Origin of the sequence: Herbidospora daliensis, assembly GCF_001570585.1 — a bacterium.
Lineage (GTDB): Bacteria > Actinomycetota > Actinomycetes > Streptosporangiales > Streptosporangiaceae > Herbidospora > Herbidospora daliensis.
In genome coordinates this window covers 1574747-1591549 of the sequence record NZ_BBXF01000002.1, presented here as the reverse complement: position 1 = coordinate 1591549, position 16803 = coordinate 1574747, and the positions used below count along the sequence as shown (strand labels likewise).

The following is a 16803-nucleotide window of genomic DNA, read 5'->3' as shown; positions in this document are numbered from 1 at the left end:
CGGTCGTCCGGGTATGATGCCGTTTGACCAGCGGATGCCAGACGAAAGGGTTTTCGTTAGTGACGACGAGACGTGCGACCATAACCGACGTGGCCGCCCTGGCGGGCGTCTCCGTCGCCACGGCGTCCAAGGCGCTCAACGGCCGCGACGACGTCAGGGCCACCACCAGGCAACTGGTTCTCGACGCCGCGGCGCAGCTCAGCTTCCAACCCAATCTGCTGGCCCAGGGCCTGCTCAGCGGGCAGACGCGCACCGTCGGGCTGCTCACGAGCGACATGGTCGGCCGGTTCGGCATCCCGGTCCTGCTGGGTGCGGAAAACGCTTTCGGAGCTGGGGAGATGGCGGTGCTCCTCTGCGACGCCCGGGGCGACGCCATCCGGGAGCAGCACTACCTGCGCACCCTGCTGTCCCGCCGCGTCGACGGCCTCATCGTCGTCGGCGAGAGCACCAACCCCCGGCCGTCCATCACCAAAGACGTGCCGGTTCCGGTCGTGTACGCCTACGCGCCCTCAGCCGATCCGGCCGACGTGTCGTTCGTGCCCGACGACGGAGGCGGCGCGCGGCTGGCCGTCCGCCACCTGATCGCGACCGGGCGCACCCGCATCGCCCACATCACCGGGCCCACCACCTACAAGGCGGCCGCCGACCGGGCGGAGGGCGTACAGGAGACCTTGGAGGAGGCCGGCCTGGCACAGGCCGGCGAGACCTTCTACGGCGCGTGGTCCCAGCGCTGGGGCCGCCTCGCTGCCGACATGCTGCTGCTGAACGACCCCGGGATCGACGCGGTGTTCTGCGGCAACGACCAGATCGCGGCCGGCTTCATCGAGGCCGCCAGGGAACGCGGCCGGCGGGTGCCCGACGACATCGCGGTCGTCGGCTACGACAATTGGGAGGTGCTGTCGGAGGAGACCCGGCCCACTCTCACCACGATCGACCCCGACCTGGAACGCCTCGGCCACACCGCCGCCCAGCACCTGTTCGCCGCCATCGACGGCAAGGCCACGCCGGGCGTGCACAGCATGCCCACGCGGCTGGTCATCCGCGATTCGACCGCGCCCGGCATTCCTGACACTCCCTGGCAGGTATCGCGAGGAGGATCACCGCCATGACCACGATCGCGAAACTGATCGCAGTGAACATCGACTGCGCCGAACCGAAGACCCTCGCCGAGTTCTACGCCGCCGTCCTCGGCTTCGAGGTCCAGCACAACCAGGACGAGTACAGCGCCATCGGCGACGGCACCACGACCCTCTACTTCCAGCGGGTGCCCGAGCGCACCCCGGCCCCGTGGCCCGGGCCGGGCAAGCAGTTCCACTTCGACGTCCGGGTGCCCGACGTCGCCAAGGCGGTCGAGGAGTATCTCGCGCTCGGCGCCACCAAGCCCGACTTCCAGCCGGGCGGCGACCACTGGACCGTGATCGCCGACCCGGAAGGGCACCTGATCGACGTCTGCCCCGAGGGCTAGAGCCGCTCGATGATGGTCACGTTGGCCTGACCGCCGCCCTCGCACATCGTCTGCAGGCCGTAGCGGCCGCCGGTGCGCTCCAGCTCGTGCAGCAGCTTGTTCATCAGGATCGCGCCGGTGCCGCCCAGCGGGTGGCCCAGCGCGATCGCGCCGCCGTTCGGGTTGGTCTTGTCGGGGTCGGCGTCGAGCTCCTTCATCCACGCCATCGGGACCGGCGCGAACGCCTCGTTGATCTCGACCACGTCGATGTCGCCGATGCTCAGCCCAGCCCGCTTCAGCGCCTTCTTCGTCGCCGGGATCGGCGCGGTCAGCATGTAGACCGGGTCGTCGCCGGTGAGCGCCAGGGTGACGATCCGGGCCCTGGGGGTCAGGTTGTGGTCGCGTACGGCCTGTTCCGAGGCCACCAGGATCGCGCCGGCGCCGTCGGAGATCTGCGAGGAGGTCGCGGCCGTGATCCGGCCGCCCTCCCGCAGCAGCTTCAGCGAGGCCATCTTCTCCAGCGTCGTGTCGGGGCGCGGGCCCTCGTCGTCCTCGACGCCGTTGACCGGGACGATCTGGTCGCGGAAGTAGCCGTTGGCGACGGCCTTGGCGGCGCGCTGGTGGCTCTCGTAGGCGTAGCGGTCCATGTCCTCGCGGGACAGGCCCCACTTCTCGGCCATCAGCTCGGCGCCCCGGAACTGGGAGATCTCCTGCATGCCGTAGCGCTCGACCCACTTCTCGCCGAACGGGAACGGCATGCCCTTCTCCAGGGCGGCCGTGATGCTGGAGCCCATCGGGACGATCGACATCGACTCGACCCCGGCCGCCACCACCAGGTCCTGCGTGCCCGACATGACACCCTGGGCGGCGAAGTGGATCGACTGCTGCGACGACCCGCACTGCCGGTCGATCGTGACGCCGGCCACGGTCTCGGGCAGGCCCGCGCTCAGCCACGCGTTCCGCGCGATGTCCATGGACTGCGGCCCGAACTGCATGACGCAGCCCATGATCACGTCGTCGACGGCGGACGGGTCGATCCCCGTCCGGTCGACGAGCTCCTTCAGCGGATACGCGGCCAGATCGACGGGATGGACGGCCGACAGCCCGCCCTTCTTCCTGCCGACGGGAGTGCGAACCGCACCGACGATGTACGCCTCTGCCACGATGGCCTCCACCTGTTCACGAAACCGAGCAACATTCGGTCGTTACTTCGGAGGCTACAACAGTCGCCCCCTAGACGCTCCTGGGCGGCAGCAGATCGGCCGGTTCGAAGACCTGGAATCCCCAGTGGTCGACCACGGGACCGTCAAGGGCCGTCCCGAGGGCCAGGGCGACGTTGCCGGGCTCGAGCATCCTGGCGTCCCCGTCGAGCTCGTCGGCGGCGCTGACGGCGATCCTGACGACCTCGGTGGCGTAGGGCATCAGGCCCGCGACGGCGGCGGGGAACCGGTGCACGGGCGTCACGGCGACCCGGAACCCGGCGGCCTCGTAGACGCCGTCGGAGGACCAACGCGACCTACGGGCGGGAGCGGCCTCGACGACCTCATCGGATTCATCGGCGGCGGTCACGGCTTCGCCCTTGGCGGCGTCGCTTTCGGCGGCTTCGCCGGATTTGTCTCCGGCTTCGGCGGCGTCATCCGATTCGCCGGCGGCGGCCGCGTCTTCGTCCTTAGCGGCGTCGCTCTCGGCAGGGTCGCTTTCGGCGGCATCGCTCTCGGCGGTGTCGTCGGCGGCCTGGGCCGATTCGTCCGCTGCTTCCGGGGCTTCGGCAGGGGTGGCACCTGCCGCGTGGCCGTCATCGGCTCCGGTCTCGGCGGCCTCCGGAGAGGCGTCCGCGTCTGCGGCGGTCGCGGGGGCCTCTTCGGCGTCGTCGTCGGTGCCGAGGATCTTCTCCAGGGCCGGGGTCAGTTCCGACTCCTCGACGGCCGGGAGGTAGACCGCGTACTCCAGCTCGACGTCCTCGGCCGGGTCGTCGGCCGAGCCCTCGCACAGACAGTAGCCGCCCAGGCGGTAGGCCAGGCCCGCCGCCAGCAGCTTGTCGTAGTAGTCGACCGGCAGCGGGCGCTCGGCCACCACGCGGTGGGCCCAGAGCTTCTCCTCGCCGTCGAGGCCGAGCTTCTTCTGCAGGTCGGGAGTCAGCTCGACGCCGTCGTGGATGCGGGTCGCGGCGGCCAGCACGTCGGCGCCGTCGAGTTCCGCCTGGGGGTCGGCCAGCCGGACGATCTCGAGGATCGCCTCGGGCTTGATCTTGGCCGGCACCACGACCGTGGGGCCGGTGCGCAGACGGCCGGGCAGCAGCAGATTGGAGAGAAGACCCATGTGCCCCTCACTTACGTAGAAGTCAGGACGAGGCTAGGCCGGTCCCTGTCATCGTCGCGTAAACGATGACATTGTCCACGTAGTGACGGGTGGTGCGGTTGAATGTTCCGGCACATGTGATCAATCTGAGCTCGGCCATGTCGCTGTCGCCGTAGACCCGGTCGGTCGGGAACGTCGTCTTGTCGGCCTGCTCGATGCCGCCGACCGTGTAGATCGCGACGGTGCCGTCCTGCCTGACCACTTCGATCGTGTCGCCGTACTTCAGCTCGTCGAGCCGGTTGAACACCGCCGGGGCGGTCGCGGTGTCGCGGTGACCCACCAGCGTGGCCGGACCGGCCGAACCCGGGGTCGGCCCCTTCCGGTACCAGCCGACGAGGTTGGTGTTGGCCAGCGGCGGCGGCTCGATCGCGCCGGTCTTGTCGAGGCCCACCGAACGGATCGGCGCGTCGATGTTCAGCCGCTTGACGATCAGGCGCTTGGGCGACGACGGCTGGCTCATGGGGGCGACCGGCGTCAACGGCGGCAGCGGCGCCGGCGCCTCCGCCACGGCCTGCGGCAGCTCGGGACCACCGCCGCGGCCCACCTCGGCGACCATGCCCTCGGGGATCTTGAGGTTGACCCGGTTGGCCTCGCCGTACTCCTCCGGGTTGCCCAGGATGAACACCAGGCCGAGCCCGACCGTCAGGAGACCGGCCACCGCGGCGATGATCAGCACCAACCGGACGAGCTGAGTGCCGTTCTGCCCCTCAGGTTCCTGCTGCGGCGCCGGAACCTGCTGGTAGTAGACGTAGCCCTGCGGCTGATTCGGATCCTGCGGGTAATAGCCGGTCACCGGCGCCTCATCCCTGCTGCGGCCGTCGCCGGGAGCGCAGCATCAGTCCGCCGATGCCGGCCGCCAGCACGATCGCCGAACCGGTCAGCACGAACACCCGGCCGTCGGGGCCGAGCATGCCGCCGCCACCGGTGGCCACGCCGCCGTCGGGCGTCTCGACCTGGTCGTCGGGCGCGGGGGCCGTGGCGGTCTCGGTCACCGTCCGGGTGGCCCGGGGGGTCGGAGTGGTCGACGGGGTGGGCGTCGGCGTGGTCGACGGGGTGGGCGTCGGACTCGGAGTGGTGCTCGCGGTCGTCACGCTCAGGGTCGCGCTGGCCGGGGTCGGGGTGACGGCCCCGCCCGCCGCAGGCAGGCTGCAGACGTACTTGCCGAGCTCGGTCGTGCCGCCGGTGCCCATCAGGCGGATGGTGAAGTTCTTCGCCGTGAGGGTGAGCTGCGTCGTACCGGTCGAGGGGGTGATGGAGGCCGTGACGGTCGGCAGCGGCGGAAGCGTCGCGCCCTGGGTGATCTCCGCCGTCGGGATCAGCGTCGCCGTCGGGGCCACCGTCGTGGCGACCGCGGCCGCGCCGCCGTTGCCCTTGACCTCGATCTCGGTGATCACCTGGATCTGCACCGTCGTCGGGATCGCCACCGGCGCCGCCGGGCGGTCGTCGCCGCTCAACGCCACGCTCGCGGGGAACGGGGTTCCGACGGTCGCGGCCGTGGCGGCGGTCAGATTGACGACCACGTCATAGTCGACGCCGGTTCCGATCGCGGCGCCGTTGAGCGAGGCGGCGCAGCTGTAGGTCACCGTCTTCGTGTCGGCGGTGGCGCTGCTGAGCATGGGACCGAGACCAAGAAGAAGACCAGCACTGACCACACCGGCGGCGGCGGCCTTGGTAGCGATGCGTCGCCGTGCCTTGCACTTCAGCACTGACTCTCTCCGTTTCAGATTCGATGACCGTTTCATGGCGGATGGGGAGATCCTAGGGACAAAGCCTGGGAGAAGGCAGAGATAACCCCAACTCTGACGACAATCAGTCAAGATTTCGTCAAGAAACCACACGTCTCCTGAGCATCAGCCCTCCCACCATCGCGGCCAGCGTGACGGTGCCTCCGGCCAGCACGAGCACCCGTCCGTCGGGCCCCAGAGAGCCTCCTCCACCGGTCGCGACGCCCCCGTCGGGGGTCTCCACCTGAGCCGTGACGGTGGCCGTCGCGGTGCGGGTCGAGCGGTCGACCGGCGTGGGCGCGGTCACCGTGGCGGTCGCGGTCACCGTGCCCCTGGGGGTCGGCGTGCCGCTGCCGGTCGGCGTGGGGGTCGGGGTCGGCGTGGAGCTGGGGGTCGTGGACGACGTCGGGGTCGGCGACGCGACCACAGTGATCTTCAGCGCGACCGGGGTGGCGCTGTCGGGCAGGCTGCAGTTGTAGAGCACGGTGTCAGAGGAGGCCCCCGAGGGCCTGACCCGCACCGTGAACTCCCGGGCGGACACCTCGAACACGCCGGTCGCCTTGGGGGTGACGATGCCCACGAGCGGCGGGATCGGCCACACGGTGGCGCCCTGCGTGACCGCCGTGTTCACGATCACCGTGGCGTTGGCGGTCGCACCGGCGTACACCGGGTCGTCGCCGGGGTCGTCGGGGTCGAGGGGGTCCTGGCTGGGCGTCGTACTGGGCGTCGTGCTGGGGGTCGTGCTGGGGGTGGTGCTGGGAGTCCGGCTCGGCGTCGCACTGGGGGTCTGGCTGGGGGTCTGGCTCGGGGTCTGGCTGGCCGACCCGCTGGGCGTCGTGCTCGGGGTCTGGCTGGGGGTGGGAGTGGGGGTCGGGGTGGGGGTCGTACCGTCGATGGCCGGGCCGGTGGCCCGCAGCACGCCGAAAGCGGCGACCTGGTCGCCCACGGCCAGCGGGGTCGGCAGGCTCAGCACCGGCCCGCCACTGGCCGTCGGCGTCGCCGGGAGCAGGCTCCACGTCACCGACACGGGCCCACTGGGGGTCGGCTGATCGGGCGCCCCCATGAGCACCCGCACCTGGTAGGGCGTCGACGACGTCTCGGCGCCCCGGTGACAGCCGTAGGTCGTCGTGCCGTCGCTGTTGCCGGCCAGCGCGGGGAGGCCGAGTAACAGCAGGGCGGCGGCGGCCCCGGCGCCCGCTCCGCGCACGGCGAAACGGGCGCGAGTCTTCAGCATCCTCATCGCTTGCCCCCGGATACGCCGTCTACCCGCGGACCTCGGTCAGGGTCGCGTAGACGACGATGTTGTCGGTGTAGTGATGGGTCTTCGCATTGTAGGCACCACCACACGTGATCAACCGAAGGCTCGAAGTGATGGTGTTCCCGTAGACGCGCTTGGTCGGGAAGGCCTTCTTGCTGACCTGCTCGACGCCGTCGACCGTGAAGACCGCCAGCTTACCGTCGGCGCGCAGAATGCTGATCTTGTTGCCGCGCTTGATGTCCCGCAGGCGGCTGAACACCGCCGCGCCCGAGCGGGTGTTGACGTGGCCGAGGATGACGGCCGGACCCTGGTCGCCGGGCGCGGGCCCGAACTTGTACCAGGCGGTCTCCTTGGGCCTGGCCATCGACGGGGTCGCGATCTCGCCCTTCTTGGTCACGCCCACGGTGCCGATCTTGGCCCGGTTCACGCCGACGGCCGGAATGCTGATCTTCAGCGGCTTCGACGTCTTGGGCGCGGTCACCTTCGGCTCCGGGCTCGCCTTCTCGGCGGGCTTCGGCACCTCGACGTTGAGACCCGCCCCGTTCGCCTGCGCCACGACCTGCGGCGACAGGGTCAGCGGAGCGACCGGCTGGGTGGCCGGCTGCGGCGGCGGCGCGGTCGGGTCGGCCGCGGTCAGCGGCACTCCGGGGCCGCCGGGGCCCACGGTCGGCGGGATGACGTAGGAGTTGCCGGCGGCCTGGATGTTGACCTCGTCGGGCGGCTCCTCGATCGGACCGGTCGGCGAGAGCACCATCAGCAGCCCGGCCATGATCGCCGCGATGCCGCTGGCGGAACCGCCGACCAGCAGCGCCGTGAGGGTGCGCTTGGACATGCCGCCGGGCGGCGGCGCCTGTGCGGGGACCTGGATGACGGGCACGAGCTGACCGGAGGGCGTACCGGAAACCGGAACCGCACCAACAGGAACCCCCGCACCCGGAACACCGGCACCAGGAACCTGGGCACCCGGAACACCGGCACCAGGAACCTGGGCACCCGGAACACCCGCACCCGGGACCTGAGCGCCGGGAGCGCCCGCCGCACCGGCCTGCGCCCCGGGCACCGCGCCCGGAACAGCGGCGCCGGGGACACCCGCACCAGGAACAGCAGCGCCGGGAACACCGGCACCCGGGACACCCGCACCGGGAACGGCAGCTCCCGGGACACCCGCGACCGGAATGCCCGCGCCGGGCACCTGAGCGCCCGGCACCTGGTTCACCGGCACCATCACGACGGGCACCATGCCCGGCGGCACCGAGCCGCTCGGGACCATGACCACACCACCGGGCGCGACCGCGCCGGGCACGTCACCGGCGGAAGCCGCCGGGATCGCCGTGGTGTCCGTCGAGTCGGCTTCCTCGTCGGCCTTGGGGTTGATGGGGCTGGCCGGCTTGTCGCCGCTGTCGCCCTTCACCAGCTTGTGCCCGGTCGCCTTCAGCAGCCGGTCGTAGGGGTGCTGAACAATCGCGCCGGGAGAGGCCGCCTTCGGCTGCTCCTCCTCCGGCTCGGGGTCGGGGGTCGGGTAGGGATTGCGCTTGTCCGTCATCACCGCTCCCCGGCGTGGGCCGCGCGCCTGCGCAGCAGCTTGAATCCGCTCAGCATGCCGCCCATCAGCAGCAACGCACCGGCCACCAGCACCGCGGCGCCGGGGTTCGACCGTTCGGGCGCCTCACCGGTCTGCGCGCCGCCCAGCGGCGTGATCGCGACCTGCGCCACGGTCGGGGTCGAGGTCAGCGTCACGGTCGTGGTCGCCGTGGGGGTCGGGGTGCCCTGCACGACCACCGACACCAGCGGCGTGAAGTTCTCCTGCGGCGCCGGCGGCCGGCTCTGGTTGCCGGTGGGGGTCGGCGAGCCGCTCGGCGGGGTCGAGGGGGTCGTCGTCGGGGTGACCGACGGCGTGACCGACGGGTTCCCGGAGGGCGTCTGCGACGGGTTGCCGGAGGGGTCGGGCGAGGGGGACTCGTTGCCGCCGCCGCCCGCGGTCACCGTGAGCGGGATCAGCGGGAACTTCGGCTCGGGGCTGCAGACCGTGCGGTAGGGCGAGGCGTTCAGGTTGTCGGCCGTGTTGGCGTACACCTTCCAGGCGTCCACGCGGGCGAACTTGTCCTGGGTCTGGTTCTTCACGGTCACGGTGTACTTGCCGTAGGGCAGGTCGGTGGCCGCGGGGAACCTCTCCAGCACCCGGCGCTCGCCGGCCACCTGCCAGTAGGCGTTGTAGCGCTCGGAGGCCTCGTCGGGCGGGTTGCCCTGGTCGGTGACGAGCGTGAACTCGCTCATGTCGTTCTTCTTGTCGCCGAAGAGGTCGACGCCGGTGCCGACGAAGGTGAAGGTCGCCTCGTCGCCCTCGTTCTTGGCCTCGCGGAGGTCCTGCCCGTAGTGGGTCTTGCCGTGGTAGGCGAGCGGGTCGTTGACCAGGTTCCAGCCAGGGCCATACCAGTGCGAGAAGTCGCCGACAGGGGTGAAGTCGTTGTTCCAGGTCGACTCGACGTCGGCGAGGTCGAGGATGATCGGGCCGACCTCGATCGACCCGGCGCCCGCCTTCTCGGCGGTCGCCAGACCAGGCGAGACCAGGCCGAGCGACAGCGGCTTGCCGGTGCGCAGGTCGTCGGCCTCGACCAGGCGGGTGCCGGTCGAGTCGATCGCGCCCTGGCCGGTCCACACGCCGTGAGCCTTCACGCGGGCGGTGACCGCGAGATGGCCGCCCTTGTCGTGGTTGGGGTTCAGCGGGTCGGGGACCTTCACGCTGCGCTGCGCGTCACCGAGCTGCCAGTTGATGACCAGCTGCTGCCCGACCGTCAGTTCCTTGGACGAAAGGGAGATCGACGCCGCGATCGTCTGACCGTCGGCCAGCGGGCCGACGCACTTGAAGTAGTAGGGACCTTCTGCCGAACCCTGGCTGGTGCCGGGGAAGACGATCAGTGCGCCAGCAGTGGCAATACCCACCGCTCCCAGGGCGGCCCACCGCCGACGCGTTCGTTCCCACCGCATTGCCCACACTCCGATATCGCGGCATACCAAACCGAAGGTAGATCTTATGGGGTTAAGGAAGAGGATTGGTGGGAACGTGGCGCACTTGTGATGCGCTCCCCAGCATGTTCCGAGGGGTAACAGAATCGTATTCTGCTTGTCATGGAGCGAACCCTCTTCGAGGAGGAGCACGAGCTCTTCCGTGAGACCGTGCGCGATTTCATGAGTCGCGAAGTCATCCCGAACCACCCGCAGTGGGAGAAGGACGGCATCGTCCCCCGCGAGATCTGGAAGAAAGCCGGCGACCTGGGCATGTTCGCCATGTCCGTCCCCGAGGAACACGGCGGCATCGGGATCACCGACTTCCGGTTCAACGTCGTGGTCATCGAGGAGATCATCCGCGCGGGCGCCAGCGGCCTGGGCTTCGGCCTGCACAACGACGTCATGGCCCCCTACTTCGTCGACCTGACCGACGACGAGCAGAAGGACCGGTGGTTGCCCGGCTTCGTGAGCGGCGAGCTGATCACCGCCATCGCGATGACCGAGCCGGGGGCCGGCAGCGACCTCCAGGGCATCCGGACCACCGCCGAGAAGGACGGCGACGACTACGTCCTGAACGGCCAGAAGACCTTCATCACCAACGGCATCAACTCCGACCTGGTGGTCGTGGTGGCCAAGACCGACCCGGCGGCGGGGGCGCGCGGCACCACGCTGTTCGTGGTCGAGCGCGGCATGCCCGGCTTCGAGCGGGGCCGCAACCTCGACAAGGTCGGCCTCAAGGCGCAGGACACCGCCGAGTTGTTCTTCGAGAACGTCCGCGTCCCGGCGGCCAACCGTCTCGGGCCCGCCGACGGCCAGGGCTTCTTCCAGCTGATGTCCAACCTGCCGCAGGAGCGCCTGTCGATCGCGGTGGTCGCGGTCGCCGCCGCCGAGGCCGTGCTGGCCACGACGATCGACTACTGCCGCGACCGCAAGGCGTTCGGCCGGAACCTGGGCAGCTTCCAGAACACCCGGTTCGTGCTGGCCGAGCTGACCACCGAAGTGGAGATCGCCCGCCTCTACGTCGACACCTGCGTCACCGCGCTCAACGCCGGCACCCTGACCCCGGTCGACGCCGCCAAGGCCAAGTGGTGGACGACCGAGCTGCAGAACAAGGTCATCGACCGCTGCCTGCAACTGCACGGCGGCTACGGCTACATGACCGAGTACCCGGTCGCCAAGGCGTGGCTCGACGCCCGCGTCCAGACCATCTACGGCGGCACCACCGAGATCATGAAGGAGATCATCGGCAGATCATTCGGGTTCTGAACCGATCCAAAAGCGGCGGTAAAGCTTCATACTGGCCCCATGGAAATCACCGGGCTGATCCTGCTGGTCTTCCTGGCGTTCCTGGCGGCCTGGCTGCTGAACAAGGTGCGCCGGTTCTTCCGGCTGGGCGCCGTCGCCTACGGCGGCGTAATGATCGTCTTCATCATCGCCATGCTCTTGATCTGGGGTCAGACCATCCGATGAAACCCGCGTTCGACCCGGCGCTGCCCCCTGCCGAGCGGGCGCTGATGGCTTCGGCCCCCGAGTTCCTCCACCCGGTCCCCGGCCGCCCCCGTTGGGGCGGCCGGATCGGCGCCGATGTCTGGAAAGCCCTGCTCTCGGCCGCGCTCTGGGGTTTCCTGCCCGTCGTGATCGGCCGCCTCCACGGCCGGTGGTGGTTCCCGCTCGGCGCGACTCTCCAGGTCGTCCAGCTGATGATCTGGTTCTTCTACGGCTTCGCCCCCGCCTTCACCATGAGCCTCGCGGTCGAGGCGGTGGCATTCCTCGTCCTGCTGGCCCTGTCGGGCGAATCGCCCGTCGCCAAGCTGGCCCGCAAGCACCAGGGCCGCTACATCGCCGACCTGCACCTGCGCGACGCCGAGTTGCTGGAGCGCACCCAGAAGGCGGTCGCCGCCGTGCTCGAATCGAGCGTCAACAAGGCCGGCCTGCTCGACGACATCGCCAACACCGTCACCCTCCCCCGCCAGGAGTGGGAGATCGCCGAGACCCTCGCCGAGATGACCCGGCTGCGCCGCGAACAGCGCGCGGCCCGCAAGGGCAAGGTCACCGACCGCATCCAGGATCTGCTCGACGCCCACCAGAGCGCCATGAAGCTGGCCACCGACTCGCTGACCGAACGGGTCGAGGCGCTGGAGGACTACGCCCTGCGGGTGATGGCCGCCGACGACGCCTACCAGGAGTGGCAGACCCTGCAGGACCTGGCCGACGACGGCGACGCCTACACCGAACTGCTGGCCCGGACCGTCCGCGACCGCCTGGCCACCGAGGAGATCGACGCGTTGACCGAGAAGGCCGCCCGGGTCGAGGCCGCGCTGCGCCAGAGCGTGCGCGACGCCCGCAAGGCGGGCCTGGTCCTGCTTCCGAAGGCGGGCTGACATGCCTCAGGTCTCCCCCAGGGCCCGCCGCCTCTACGTCCGGATCCCGGTGTGGGCCAACCTGCTCGGCGGCGCCCTCCTGGTCACCCAGGTGATCACCGGCATCTCCCTGGCCGCGAACTCGGGCGCCCCGGCCGCGCTGCCCGTCAGCGACCCGCCCCCGCCGCCGACCCCGGTCGCCATGGTCACCCCCACGCCGGAGGAGACCGCCACCGCCACCCCGACCCCGGAGCCGACCCCCTCGCCGTCGCCGTCCCTGGCGGTCGACCGCATCCCCGAAGGCACCGTCGTCCGGCTCAAGAAGTACTCCGGCACCCCTTCGCAGGTGATCGGCGAGGTCCGCGACCGCAAGGCCCGCGTCCGCTACGCCGAGCTCGGCAAACCCTGGAAACCGGCCAAGGGCCAGCCCGAGGGCCTGTTCTCCGACGGCCGCTACTCCACCCGCCAGAGCTTCGTCACCGAGGAGTTCGGCCCCGACCTCGACAGCGAGTGGTTCGCCGACATCGACGCCCAGCGCCTGTGGAGCGACGTCGACGGAGGCGACAGCCCGTACGACGCGGCCGTCGCGATGCTCGACTACAAACAGGAGAACAACTTCCCGCGCGGCACCGAGGGCAAGGATGTCGCCTCACAGCGGATCCCCCGTGGCTGGCTGGTGGCCCGCGAGATGCGCATGCCGCCCAGCGAGCTGGGGCGCAAGGCCGAGCTGGAACTGGCCGTCGCCGTCGCGGTGGAGACGGGCGCCGACCGCCCGTCGGTCATCTGGATCACCATCCCGGAGACCCACAAACGCCTGTGGCCCGACATCAACACGATCGTCAGTTCGCTGCGCGTGCTCCCATGAGCAGCACCTGCGCCACCAGCTCGGGATCGTCGGTCATCGGGACGTGCCCGCAACCGGGCAGCAGGTGCACCCGCCGCTGCGCCCACCGCCCCGCCCTGACCGCCTGCCGTTTGGGCAACATCCGGTCTTTCTCGCCCCAGGCGATCGTGACCGGCACCTTCGGCGGCGCGGGCGGCGGCATCCAGTAGAACGCGTCGAGCGTCTCGTAGAAGCCGGGGGCCTCCTTGAGCGCCAGCATTCCGGCGTGCAGCACCTCGTCGGACACCCGCTCGGGATGGGCGACGACCAGCCCCAGGCCCCGGCGGTTGACCGGGCCCGCCCGCATCGCCTTCAGCACCGTACGGAGCCAGAGCAGTTCGGTACGTGACCAGAATCCGGCCGGGGAGATCGCGGTGGCGGTCCGGCAGACCCCGCGCGAGGCCATGTCGAGGGCGAGGTAGCCGCCGAGGGAGTTGCCCGCGACGTGGGGGTCTTCGATGCCGAGGTCGTGCCAGAAGGTCTCGACGGCGTAGGCCAGCGACTCGGCGGTGGAGAGGGTGCCCGGCGGCAGGGGCGGGGAGGCGCCGAACCCGGGCAGGTCGACGGCGATCACGTCATGGTGGCGAGCGAGCAGGCCGATGACCGGTTGCCAGGCTTGCCAGTGGTGCCCGATCCCGTGCATCAGCACCAGGGGCGGGCCGGCTCCCGTGCGGCGGTAGACCAGCTCCATGGCTTCGAGTCAAACACCGAAACCATGGGAAAGCCAGCTCAGCGACCGCCGACCGGAATCTCGAACCAGACGGCCTTCCCGTCGGGGGTGGGCCGGGAACCCCAGCGCCGGGCCAGCTGGTCGACCAGGTAAAGCCCTCGCCCGCCTTCGTCGTTCTCCCCGGCGCTGCGAATGCGGGGCAGCCGGAGGTCCTGGTCGAAGACCTCGACCCAGATCGACTCGCCGCCGCGCCGGAGCCGGAGCGTGAACTTCTTCTCGGGGTCGGCGGCGGCGTTGAGGGCGGCGATGCCCTCGCGGCCGAGGTCGAGATCGAGGTCGACCTCGAGATCGGGGAAGTCCCACGACTCGTCGAACGGCAGCGGCGGCCCGTCGAGCACCAGCTCGCGGCGCGGCGCGCTGGCCGAGGCGGCGTGCAGCACGACGTTGGTGACCACCTCGGAGACGAGCAGGCAGGCCAGCTCGCCCTTCTCCTCGGGGATGTTCCAGCGTTCGAAGGCGTTGCGGGCCATGCGCCGCGCCTCGCCGACCATGATCGGCTGGGCGGGGTAGTCGGACTCCTCGAACTCCAGCTCGCCGCCGCCCGACCGGACGACCAGGATCGCCATGTCGTCGTCGATCTCACCGGGCACCGCGCTGGTCGCGACGTCGGCGATGCGCTCGACCGGCTCGTCGGTGATCTTGGAGATCTCGTCGCAGAGCACCCGCACGGCCTCTTCGAGGTCGCGCGAGGGGGTGCCCGACTCGCGGTGGGGACGCCGGTCGACCAGGCCGTCGGTGTAGAGCAGCAGGGTGGCGCCCGGGGGCAGCACCCGCGTCTCCTCCTTGTAGACCAGGTCGGCGTGGACGCCGGTCGCCCGGACGCCCAGCGGCTTGCCGACGTCGCCGATGTCGAGCTCGGTGACGGAGCCGTCGACGATCAGCAGGGGCGGCGAGTGCCCGGCGTTGGCGAACGACAACTCGCGCGACCAGGCGTCGTAGACCATGTACTGGCAGGTGACGATCGGCGGGCTGGTGACGTCGGCGCCGTAGTCGTCTTCCTCGGGAGAGGCCAGTATGCGGGTCCACTCGTCGAGGCGGGCCAGGATGTCGGCCGGGGGCTTGTCGTCCTGCGCGAAGGCCCGCAGGGCGGCGCGGAGCTGGCCCATCACGGCGGCGGCCTTGGCGCCGCGGCCCTCGACGTCGCCGATCACGATGCCGACGCGACCGGCCGAGAGCGGGATCACGTCGTACCAGTCGCCGCCGACCTGGGTCTGGATGCCCTGGCCGTGGCTCGACAGCGGGGCGGCCGGGAGGTAGCGGACCGCGATCTCGAGGCCGTCGAGCTTGGGCAGCTCGCGCGGCAGCAGGTGCTTCTGGAACGACTCGGCGGTGTGGCGCTCCTCCTCGAACAGGAGGGCGTTGTCGACGGCGATGGCGACCCGGGTGGCGATGGCCCCGACGAAGTCGCGGTCGAAGGCGTCGTAGTGGGGCGAGCGCCGGTCGGTCAGGTTGGACATCGACAGGTACATCAGCCCGAGGGACTCGCCGCGGGCGCACAGCGGCGCCACGATCGCCGAGGTGACCCCGACCTCGCCGTCGACCCGGGCCGCGCCCTCGCTGATCGAGGGGTAGCTGACCTGGGAGAAGTCTTCGACCAGGATGGTCTCCTGGCGGCGCATCGCGCTGTCGGCGTAGTGGCCGATGGGATAGCGGACCTCGGCGCCGACGGGCCTCCAGGAGTCGGCCGGGGGCTGCCAGCCGCCGACGTGGGTGGAGACCTTGCGGACCAGCCGCTCGCCCTCCATCAGGTCGATGAAGCAGTGGTCGGCGAACTGCGGCACGAGCATCTCGGCGACCCGGTTCAGGGTCTCCTCGACGTAGAGGGAGCCGGCCAGCCGCTCGCCGATGCGCTCGAGAAGGCCGAAGCGGTCTTTCTCCCGCTCGTTGCTCTTCATCGCCTCGCGGGCGGTGATCACGATGCCGGTGACCGAGCCCGAGGTGTGCCGCATGGGCACCGCCTGGGCCCGCACGTAGATCAGCGTGCCGTCGTGGCGGACGACGTCGAAGGTGCCCTCCCACACGTTGCCCTTGAGCACGTGCTTCGCGAGCTCGACGCCCAGCGGGTGATCACGCTCCATGATGCTGATGGAGATCGTGTCATCACGCCCGTGGGCGTAGCCCGGCCGGCCGAACAGCTGCTCGGCGAAGGGATTCCAGTAAAGGACGTTGCTGAACCTGTCGGTGACGACGACGGCCAACTCCGCCTGGTCGAGCACCGCGCCCGCGGAGAGGTGGTCGGTCGTGTCCTGCGACAGGTCCCCCCAACGCTTCATCCGACGACCACTCCTAGGAGAACAGAGCTGGACCCGTGGGGATCAGCGCTTGGAGACGAAAACGTGTGCTGCGACATCGCGCGGGAGCTCCGCGAGGTTGTTGTCAGCCTGTTCGTCACCAGTCACCCGCACACCGTCGTCGCTCGCCGCGAGCGTCACCTCGCGTCCGGGTTGTATCCCAACTTGCTTGAGTTTAAGCATCACAGCGGGATCGCTTTGCACTTGTTCGCTAATTCGGCGCACGACAACGGGTATATCTCTGGGCCCCGCGACGTCGGCCATAGGCGAGACCTGCTCAATTTCCGTCAAACCGGACGCGCCCAGTTCTTCGAGCCCCGGGATGGGGTTCCCATGAGGGCAGACGGTCGGGTTGCCGAGCAGCGCCACCAGGCGAACCTCGACCTGTTCCGACATGACGTGTTCCCAGCGGCACGCCTCGACGTGGACGTCTTCCCACGGCATGCCGATCACCTGGATCAGCAGGCATTCGGCGAGACGGTGCTTGCGCATGACGCGGATCGCCTGCTTGCGCCCCGCCTCGCTCAGGGTCAGGTGGCGGTCGCCCTCCACCTTGACGAGCCCGTCGCGCTCCATGCGGGCGACGGTCTGGCTCACGGTGGGACCGCTCTGCTGCAGCCTCTCGGCGATCCGGGCGCGCAGCGGGACGATCCCTTCCTCTTCGAGCTCGAAGATCGTGCGGAGATACATCTCCGTGGTGTCGATCAGGCCGTGTGCGGTCAACGGTAATCCTCCCGGTCCTGTTCGAT

The 16803-nt window shown here is 70.2% G+C and carries 16 protein-coding genes; 6 read left to right on the top strand and 10 right to left on the bottom strand.

Annotated elements, in window-relative coordinates:
- Nucleotides 1–59 precede the first annotated feature (59 nt).
- Together AW274_RS13875 and AW274_RS13870 are read left to right on the top strand one after the other, a co-directional pair.
- Nucleotides 60–1109, top strand: coding sequence for a LacI family DNA-binding transcriptional regulator (locus tag AW274_RS13875; protein ID WP_062431392.1), 1050 nt, complete (start codon nucleotides 60–62; stop codon nucleotides 1107–1109).
- Complete coding sequence (locus tag AW274_RS13870) at nucleotides 1106–1465, top strand: VOC family protein (RefSeq protein WP_062431391.1); 360 nt, start codon at nucleotides 1106–1108, stop codon at nucleotides 1463–1465. Before AW274_RS13875 ends, AW274_RS13870 begins: the two co-directional genes overlap by 4 nt.
- Here AW274_RS13870 and AW274_RS13865 read toward each other — a convergent pair.
- The 7 genes from AW274_RS13865 to AW274_RS13830 all read right to left on the bottom strand — a co-directional run bounded on the left by AW274_RS13865 (nucleotide 1462) and on the right by AW274_RS13830 (nucleotide 9724).
- Nucleotides 1462–2607: an acetyl-CoA C-acetyltransferase gene (locus AW274_RS13865; RefSeq protein WP_062432007.1), complete on the bottom strand. Its 1146-nt coding sequence runs from the start codon at nucleotides 2605–2607 to the stop codon at nucleotides 1462–1464. The two genes, AW274_RS13870 and AW274_RS13865, sit on opposite strands and share 4 nt — an antisense overlap.
- Nucleotides 2608–2677: 70 nt before the next feature.
- Nucleotides 2678–3763 (bottom strand): prolipoprotein diacylglyceryl transferase, encoded by a 1086-nt coding sequence (locus tag AW274_RS13860; protein ID WP_062431390.1) that lies wholly within the window; start codon nucleotides 3761–3763, stop codon nucleotides 2678–2680.
- Nucleotides 3764–3785: 22 nt separating this feature from the next.
- Nucleotides 3786–4595, bottom strand: a complete 810-nt coding sequence (locus AW274_RS13855) for a class F sortase (RefSeq protein ID WP_083974132.1) — start codon at nucleotides 4593–4595, stop codon at nucleotides 3786–3788.
- Nucleotides 4596–4602: 7 nt separating this feature from the next.
- Entirely contained in the window at nucleotides 4603–5418 is an 816-nt protein-coding gene (locus AW274_RS13850) for a hypothetical protein (RefSeq protein WP_062431389.1), read from the bottom strand.
- A gap of 208 nt (nucleotides 5419–5626) precedes the next feature.
- On the bottom strand, nucleotides 5627–6766 hold the full coding sequence (locus tag AW274_RS13845) for a hypothetical protein (protein WP_232320102.1): 1140 nt from the start codon (nucleotides 6764–6766) through the stop codon (nucleotides 5627–5629).
- Nucleotides 6767–6788: 22 nt separating this feature from the next.
- Nucleotides 6789–8327 carry a class F sortase gene (locus tag AW274_RS42630; protein WP_157520149.1) on the bottom strand — a complete coding sequence of 513 codons (1539 nt, stop codon included), beginning with the start codon at nucleotides 8325–8327 and terminating at the stop codon, nucleotides 6789–6791.
- Nucleotides 8327–9724 (bottom strand): hypothetical protein, encoded by a 1398-nt coding sequence (locus AW274_RS13830; RefSeq protein WP_062431385.1) that lies wholly within the window; start codon nucleotides 9722–9724, stop codon nucleotides 8327–8329. The genes AW274_RS42630 and AW274_RS13830 overlap by 1 nt, the downstream gene beginning before the upstream one ends.
- Nucleotides 9725–9910: 186 nt before the next feature.
- Here AW274_RS13830 and AW274_RS13825 point away from each other — a divergent pair, with 186 nt between their 5' ends.
- Genes AW274_RS13825 through AW274_RS13815 form a run of 4 tightly spaced genes read left to right on the top strand, consistent with a single transcriptional unit; the run spans nucleotide 9911 to nucleotide 13015 of the window.
- Nucleotides 9911–11056, top strand: a complete 1146-nt coding sequence (locus AW274_RS13825) for an acyl-CoA dehydrogenase family protein (RefSeq protein ID WP_062431384.1) — start codon at nucleotides 9911–9913, stop codon at nucleotides 11054–11056.
- Nucleotides 11057–11095: 39 nt separating this feature from the next.
- Nucleotides 11096–11260 (top strand): hypothetical protein, encoded by a 165-nt coding sequence (locus AW274_RS41255; protein WP_169806356.1) that lies wholly within the window; start codon nucleotides 11096–11098, stop codon nucleotides 11258–11260.
- Nucleotides 11257–12171, top strand: a complete 915-nt coding sequence (locus AW274_RS13820; protein ID WP_062431383.1) for a hypothetical protein — start codon at nucleotides 11257–11259, stop codon at nucleotides 12169–12171. Before AW274_RS41255 ends, AW274_RS13820 begins: the two co-directional genes overlap by 4 nt.
- 1 nt (nucleotide 12172) lies before the next feature.
- Nucleotides 12173–13015: a hypothetical protein gene (locus AW274_RS13815; protein WP_062431382.1), complete on the top strand. Its 843-nt coding sequence runs from the start codon at nucleotides 12173–12175 to the stop codon at nucleotides 13013–13015.
- Here the strand turns inward: AW274_RS13815 and AW274_RS13810 are convergent.
- Genes AW274_RS13810 through AW274_RS13800 form a run of 3 tightly spaced genes read right to left on the bottom strand, consistent with a single transcriptional unit; the run spans nucleotide 12990 to nucleotide 16777 of the window.
- Nucleotides 12990–13724: an alpha/beta fold hydrolase gene (locus AW274_RS13810; RefSeq protein WP_062431381.1), complete on the bottom strand. Its 735-nt coding sequence runs from the start codon at nucleotides 13722–13724 to the stop codon at nucleotides 12990–12992. The genes AW274_RS13815 and AW274_RS13810 overlap by 26 nt on opposite strands.
- Before the next feature lie 38 nt (nucleotides 13725–13762).
- Nucleotides 13763–16036 carry an ATP-binding SpoIIE family protein phosphatase gene (locus AW274_RS13805; RefSeq protein WP_062431380.1) on the bottom strand — a complete coding sequence of 758 codons (2274 nt, stop codon included), beginning with the start codon at nucleotides 16034–16036 and terminating at the stop codon, nucleotides 13763–13765.
- A 42-nt stretch (nucleotides 16037–16078) separates the two neighbouring features.
- Nucleotides 16079–16777, bottom strand: a complete 699-nt coding sequence (locus AW274_RS13800) for an iron-dependent transcriptional repressor DtxR (RefSeq protein ID WP_030451552.1) — start codon at nucleotides 16775–16777, stop codon at nucleotides 16079–16081.
- Between the last annotated feature and the right edge of the window lie 26 nt (nucleotides 16778–16803).